6 protein-coding genes and 2 pseudogenes are annotated in these 6,428 nt (G+C 62.4%); 3 read left to right on the top strand and 5 right to left on the bottom strand.

Annotated elements, in window-relative coordinates; genetic code table 11:
* The coding region (locus BSP109_RS16080) for a metal ABC transporter ATP-binding protein (protein WP_257944749.1) at positions 1 to 391 on the bottom strand (391 nt) is incomplete at its 3' end.
* Positions 388 to 1,242: a metal ABC transporter solute-binding protein, Zn/Mn family gene (locus tag BSP109_RS16075; RefSeq protein ID WP_257944748.1), complete on the bottom strand. Its 855-nt coding sequence runs from the start codon at positions 1,240 to 1,242 to the stop codon at positions 388 to 390. The genes BSP109_RS16075 and BSP109_RS16080, both read right to left, overlap by 4 nt.
* A 1,002-nt stretch (positions 1,243 to 2,244) precedes the next feature.
* Between BSP109_RS16075 and nrdI the strand changes: the two genes are divergently transcribed.
* The 3 genes and pseudogenes from nrdI to BSP109_RS16060 all read left to right on the top strand — a co-directional run.
* Positions 2,245 to 2,709, top strand: a complete 465-nt coding sequence (nrdI, locus tag BSP109_RS16070) for a class Ib ribonucleoside-diphosphate reductase assembly flavoprotein NrdI (protein ID WP_101601947.1) — start codon at positions 2,245 to 2,247, stop codon at positions 2,707 to 2,709.
* A 51-nt stretch (positions 2,710 to 2,760) separates the two neighbouring features.
* Positions 2,761 to 3,786 carry a class 1b ribonucleoside-diphosphate reductase subunit beta gene (gene nrdF / locus BSP109_RS16065; RefSeq protein ID WP_101601945.1) on the top strand — a complete coding sequence of 342 codons (1,026 nt, stop codon included), beginning with the start codon at positions 2,761 to 2,763 and terminating at the stop codon, positions 3,784 to 3,786.
* Positions 3,787 to 3,885: 99 nt separating this feature from the next.
* Positions 3,886 to 4,248, top strand: a pseudogene (locus BSP109_RS16060) (transposase); the annotation flags it as partial.
* On the opposite strand, the pseudogene BSP109_RS16055 reads toward BSP109_RS16060, so the two are convergent.
* The 3 genes and pseudogenes from BSP109_RS16055 to BSP109_RS16045 all read right to left on the bottom strand — a co-directional run.
* Positions 4,226 to 4,609, bottom strand: a pseudogene (locus BSP109_RS16055) (aminotransferase class III-fold pyridoxal phosphate-dependent enzyme); the annotation flags it as partial. The pseudogenes BSP109_RS16060 and BSP109_RS16055 sit on opposite strands and share 23 nt — an antisense overlap.
* A 19-nt stretch (positions 4,610 to 4,628) precedes the next feature.
* Positions 4,629 to 5,867, bottom strand: a complete 1,239-nt coding sequence (gene bioB / locus BSP109_RS16050) for a biotin synthase BioB (protein ID WP_101601943.1) — start codon at positions 5,865 to 5,867, stop codon at positions 4,629 to 4,631.
* Positions 5,868 to 6,081: 214 nt separating this feature from the next.
* On the bottom strand, positions 6,082 to 6,428 hold a 347-nt coding region (locus tag BSP109_RS16045; RefSeq protein ID WP_180959795.1), incomplete at its 5' end, for a transposase.

The raw sequence follows: 6,428 nt of genomic DNA, 5'->3' as shown, positions 1-6,428 counted from the left end.
GGGCGAGGTCGCTGATCCCTGTCTGTTCCATAGCTTCTGCAGCAATGTCCTTCTCAGCGCGCCGCGGACGGCGCAGCCACTTCAGACGCCCGTAGGTTCCCATCAGGACGACGTCGCGGACCGTTGTAGGAAAGTCCCAATCCACGGAAGTGGACTGCGGCATGTACCCGACCTTTTGGCGGACCCGTGCCAGGGGCTGGTCGAAGAACTCACTGTGGCCGGTCAGCGGCGTGACTAGGCCGAGCATGGCCTTGATCAAGGTGGATTTGCCGGCGCCGTTGGGGCCAACGATGCCCATCACTGCGCCGACCGGCACATGGAAGTCGACATTGCGCAGCACCGGCTCGGTGCGGTAGGCGACACTGAGACCACTGGTCTGGCAGGCAATCACTGGTCATTCTCCTGTTCGTCATCCTGCCCCAGTGCGTCGGCGACCGCTTGGGCGTTGTGCGCATAGACCTCCAGATAGGTATCGACGCCCTCCTCGGCGCCGAGGCTATCGGCGTAGAGCTCGTCCTCGGAGACTTCGACTTCCCAGCCGCGGGCTTCTACGGCCTCGCGCAGGGATGTGATGGCCTGCGGATTGGCCTGGTTGTCCTGGAAGATCATCGGCACCTCGCGCTCCTCAATCAGATCCGCCAGGCTGCTGAGCTCATGCGGGGAGAGCTGGGCATCGGTGGAGATGTAGTCGGTGGCGTGGACGTCGATGTTGTAGGTCTGCCCGAAGTAGGCGAAGGCATCATGTCCGGTGATCAGCACTCGATCTTCCTCCGCGATGGTGCTGAGTAGCCTCTCTGCGTTGGCGTGAGTGCTTTCGATCTGGCCTAGGTAACCCTGCAGGTTGGCTCGGTAGGTATCCGCATTGTCCGGATCAATCCGTGCCAGATGATCTGCCGCGTGTCCCACCGCCAGGCTCCATGCCTCAGGGCTATTCCAAATATGAGGGTCGTGCAATGCTTTGCCCTCGGCATCCGTATCCTCCCAGCCCAGCAACAGGTCTTCCGGGACCAGGTCGCCGACAGCCATCTGCGCATCCCCGAGGCTATTCAGCTGGTCGATCATATGCGCCTCGAGGTGGAGCCCGTTCCACAGCACCGCATCGGCATTCTGGAGGGTTTGGATGTCTTGAGTGGAGGGCTGGTAGGTGTGCGGGTCACCCCCGGGACCCACCATGGTGGTCACTTCGGCCTCCGGAGCGATATTTGCCACTGCGTCCGCGAGGTACCCGGTGGTGGCATACACATTTAGCGGTTCCTTACCCCCGCTGGATTCGGCAGAGGTTTCGCCGGCTATAGAGCAAGCGGACAGGAGCATTGCGCCCGCCAAGACAGCGCCGGAGGCGCCGAAAACACTAGGGCGGGGAGAACGACATGGTCGGGAGGGCGGACGCTTGTTGGGCATGACGAGACCCTAAGTTTGCCGATAGCAACAAAGCAAGTTGGGGCACAGCAACGAGACAAGGCGACCCGATAAGGGGCGTTCGTCGCAGCGGTAGGCCTGCTGTTGCGGGCGGCATGCAGACCGTTGATGCCGGCTTCGATCCGACCAACTGTTCGGCACCGAAGCGCTTAGCAATTTCGTACGCTGGCGTCGACGCCGGGGTCGGCACCGGCCCCAGCGCCTGGCCGGTGGTATCGGCCCGCCGCCGGCCCAGTTCGACCATAAAGTCCTGGCCGGCCAGCTGCGCCGAGGTCATCACCATCAGCAGCTGACCGCAGGACAGACCCCGGGACCGTTCCTTGACTGCCACGACCCCCGCGGCCAGAGCAGAGGTGATGCCCAGCGCCCGGTCAGTCTCCCGGATCGTCTCGACCCCGGCGGCCAGCGTCAGCCGAGGGGCCGGAGGAGTCGATCCGCACCCGAGAGGCCCGGGCCGCGATCACGATGGACTCGAGATCTTGGAGACGCTTCAGCTAATGCATGTCAGCATGCTCGGTAGAGGCGCGGTCACCGGGCCCGGCAACTGTTGCGCCGCTTTTAGCATAACAACTCATCAGGCCTCATACATCTACAAGATCGGCGCCCCGTGCAGGATGAAGAGGCAACGAGGCGGCCTGGGCACGAACAGATCGACTCGGTGAACCGCCCTCCCTTCGGCGGACCTTATCGCACAGCTTGGAGACGTCCAACTTGAATGTTTGGCGCACAAAACATAGAGTGCCTGTTGCCGGGCTGGCCAGTCGATCTGCTCCGGCTCTGAGCGTTAGGGTCGGCCGGCCAGTTCCAGCAGACAGGGAGGGCTTAATGTCGACACAATCAACGGGGGCTCGCATTCTCTTACCGATCCATGAGCTCCCTCTGCAGGACTCGCCTGACCTTGTGTTCTTCTCGAGCGTGTCTGAGAACACTCGTCGCTTCGTGGAAGGTCTTGAGCGACCGGCTGTCCGGATCCCACTGCGGTCCCGCCTCGAGGGGATGATCCGTGTCGGGAGGCCATACGTGCTCGTCGTCCCCACGTATGGAGGAGGAGAACCCTCGGACGCAGTTCCCAAACAGGTCGCTGGCTTTCTTAATGACCAGCACAACAGGTCGCTGCTGCGAGGTGTAATCACAGCGGGAAACACAAACTTCGGCGAGCATTACTGCCTTGCCGGACCAGTGATCTCGCAGAAGTGTGGAGTCCCGGAACTGTACCGATTCGAACTATTGGGAACCCGCTCCGACACCGAAAAAGTCAATCGAGGGCTGACACGCTTCTGGTCCGGATGACGCCCTCACTCCGGTCGTTCCGACTACCCCCAGCTGTATACAAGGAGATCCATGAAGACCGTCGACGAACCCCTAGCGATCCTGAACTGGTCAGTCACCCCGCCCTCCTTCCGGCACGACCCTGAGGCACGACTACGCCCGATCAATTGGAACCGCGTTAGCGATGAGAAGGACCTAGAAGTTTGGAACCGCCTCACCTCAAACTTCTGGCTCCCTGAAAAAGTGCCGCTATCCAATGATCTGCCCGCGTGGCACACACTCGACCCGTACGAGCGCACCCTCACGATGCGAGTCTTCACCGGGCTGACGATGCTCGACACCGTTCAAGCAACCGTGGGCGAAATCAGCCAAATTCAAGACGCACGCACTGAGCACGAAGAAGCCGTCTACACGAACATCGCATTCATGCAGTCCGTGCATGCCCGGTCGTACTCGTCTGTATTCTCCACCCTCACCAGCACCCCGGAGATCGACGAAGCCTACGAGTGGGCGGTCGGAAACGATCTCTTGCAGGACCGGGCGAAGGCGGTGATGGTCCACTACTACGGAGAGGATCCCCTCAAGCGGAAGGTCGCCTCCACCCTGCTGTCCTCACTGCTGCTCTACGCCGGCTTCTACCTTCCCCTTCACTTCTCCGTGCGCGCAATGCTTACCAACACAGCCGATATGATCCGGTTGATCCTGCGCGATAAGGCCGTGCACGGCTACTACTCCGGCTACAAGTACCAGCGCGGGCTCGAGACCACCGGCAGCGCGGAGAAACGCAGCATGCACACCTTCACACTCGATCTGCTCGAAGAGCTCTACGAGCTGGAGATATGCTACTCATCCGAGCTGTACGAGCCACTTGGACTGATGGACGACGTTGCAGTCTTCGTCCGCTACAACGCGAACAAGGCGCTTATGAACCTGGGGTACCCCACACGGTTCGAACCAGAGGAGACGGAGGTCAACCCGGAGATCCTCGCCGCGCTCGCTCCAGGATCGGACGAGACCCACGACTTCTTCAGTGGATCCGGATCGTCCTATGTCATTGGCAAGGCCGAAGACACAAACGATGAAGACTGGGACTTCTAAAGCCCAGTACTCAACCGATACCGGACGCGCATCCCGGCGAGCCTTGTGGGGTCATCGAGCAGCCAGGCCTTGAAGACCTTCTTCGAGCGGCCCTCGACGACCCCGAAACAGATCGCCCGGCTCGAAGCGGTGCTCGCCGCCGACGAGCTCACCCAGGTCGATGTGACGTGGTGGGTCTATCAGCGCGTCGTGGCCGCCTACCGCGACCCTGACCGGGTGCGTGGACGAGCTCGGGTGCACGCCGTCATCGAGAGCCTTTCGGCTGGAGTGCCGGCAGCGTTGGCGGGGTTGACTACGCTCGGCAGAACGCTGAAACGCCGCGCCGCTGACGTGTTGGCGTACTTCCAGCGACCCGGGACGAGCAACGGGCCGACCGAGGCGATCCGTGGTAGGCGCCTTCGAGCGCGAGGAAGCGTCTGCGGTCGCGCCCTCGGGCCCGTTGGTATTGGATCGCGAGCTTGAGCGCGACTTCGCCCGAGACTGAGCCTGAGTCGGCCAGGAACACATGATCGAGTCCGGCAGGTGTGACTGTGACGAGCAGCTCTGCCAGATCGACTGCCGGACCGTGAGTCAGACCGCCGAACATGACATGTGAGAACGATCCGAGCTGGGCGGTCAGTGCCGCGTCCATGACCGGGTGCCGGTAGCCGTGGACGACCGACCACCAAGAACTCATCCCATCCAGAAGCCGGTAGGCGGTGCCCGAGGCATCACACACCTCCACGAAAGGTCCGTCCGCGCCGGTGACCGAGAAATGCGCCGCGGCATCGAGCGGCCCGTAGGGATGCCACAGAAGCCCACAATCCCGCTCAAGAGTGCTCATGGATTCGCACCTGGCAGGCTCAGGCATTGGGAGAGAGCTCCGTGCCTGCACCTCGACGGCGGATCGTCGGAATCATCACGCCCGCACCACCTGCCTCATGACCGACAGGCGGCAGTGGCTTGCCGCAGGGCAGGGTGCCGGCTTCGGTTGACGCAGAGCCGGTCGCGCTGGCCGTACCGACAGCAGTCGTGCAGTTGCCCTCGACAGGCGCTGCTGTGTCGAAGGCCGCCTGATGGGCTGCCCGGTGGGCCTTGAGCTCATCACGCAACTGCTCGGCGCTCTCCACTCCGACAATCTCGAACCCACCGTCGACGATCATGTCGAGATCCTCTTCAGCGGCCTGGCCCTCCGAAGTGAGGTAGTCGCCGAGGAAGAGAGAATTCGCCACATGCAGCGACATCGGCTGCAGCGAACGCAGATGTAACTCGCGACCGCCCGCGATGCGCAGCTCGCGGTCCGGACACAGGAAGCGCACGGCGCACAGAATCCGCAGACAATTCTGTGGGGTCAGCGTGTTGGTGCCCTCCAACGGGGTGCCGTCGAAGGGGATGAGGAAGTTGACTGGGATCGAGTCGGAGTCAACGGCTTTGAGCGATTTGATCGTCTCGATGACCTGGTCGTTCGTCTCACCCATGCCGACGATGAGTCCAGAGCACGGAGAGAGTCCCGCGTCGCGAGCCCTATCGACAGTGTCAACGCGGTCAGCGAACGTATGAGTCGAGCAGATGTCGGCGTAATGGGACTCAGCGGTGTTGAGGTTGTGATTGTAAGCATCAACACCGGCTTTCTTGAGACGCTGCGCCTGACCGTCGTTGAGGAACCCGAGGCACGCACAGACCTCGACTCCGGGAGTGGCGGACTTGATCTCCTCGACCATGCCCGAGACACGATCGACATCCCGATTCGACGGACCGCGGCCGGAGGCGACGAGGCAGAGGCGCGAGGCACCTCCGGCTAGGCCGAATTCTGCCTGACGCTTGGCCTCTTCCTTCGGCAGCCACGAGTACTTCAGTATCTCCGCATCGGAGCCCAGACGCTGCGAACAGTAGCTGCAGTCCTCCGGGCACAGACCGGACTTGAGGTTGACGAGGTAATTGACCTTGACGAGATTGCCGAAGTGCTCGCGGCGCAGCCGGGCTGCGGCCGCGACGAGGTCGGGTAGATCCTCATTCGGTGAACGCAGAATCGCACGGGCGTCGGAGGCACTGGCTGGGGTGCCGGAGAGCACACGCTCCGCGAGTGACACATAGCTATCCATACGTCCATTATTGAACACTGTTCAGGAGGGGGCAAAATCGCCATCCCACAACGCGCATAGATCGGCCGCGATGAATTGCAGGCCGGAAGAGTCGATCATGTTGGGGAAGACGCAGTCATTGTGGACCTGACACCGGGTCGGGACGATGTGAATCGCCCCGGGTTGGTCAAGTCCCTTGGAGTGGTGTAGCGGTTGGATCCCTCGTTGAGGGGTCTCAGGCGCTGAGTTCGAATGGGATGTCGGGGTCGGTGCTCACCTCGCCTCCGGTGGTCTCGACGGACGTGAGTCGGCAGCGGGCCAGGACCTCGAGTCCGAGGTACCGACGGCCTTCGGCCCACTCATCGGTCTGCTCAGCCAGGACCGCTCCGACCAGCCGCACGATCGCGGCTCGGTTGGGGAAGATCCCCACGGCGTCGGTGCGGCGACGGATCTCACGGTTGAGCCGTTCAGCTGGGTTGTTCGACCAGATCTGGGCCCAGACGTCCTTCGGGAACGTGGTGAAGGCCAGGATGTCCACCCGGGCCGCATCGAGGTGCTCGGCGACCTGCGGCAGCTTCTCGA

This window comes from Brevibacterium sp. Mu109 (genome assembly GCF_900169375.1).
Classification (GTDB): Bacteria; Actinomycetota; Actinomycetes; order Actinomycetales; family Brevibacteriaceae; genus Brevibacterium; species Brevibacterium yomogidense_A.
The sequence above is the reverse complement of the archived record's forward strand: the minus strand, read 5'-3'. Positions and strand labels throughout refer to the sequence as shown.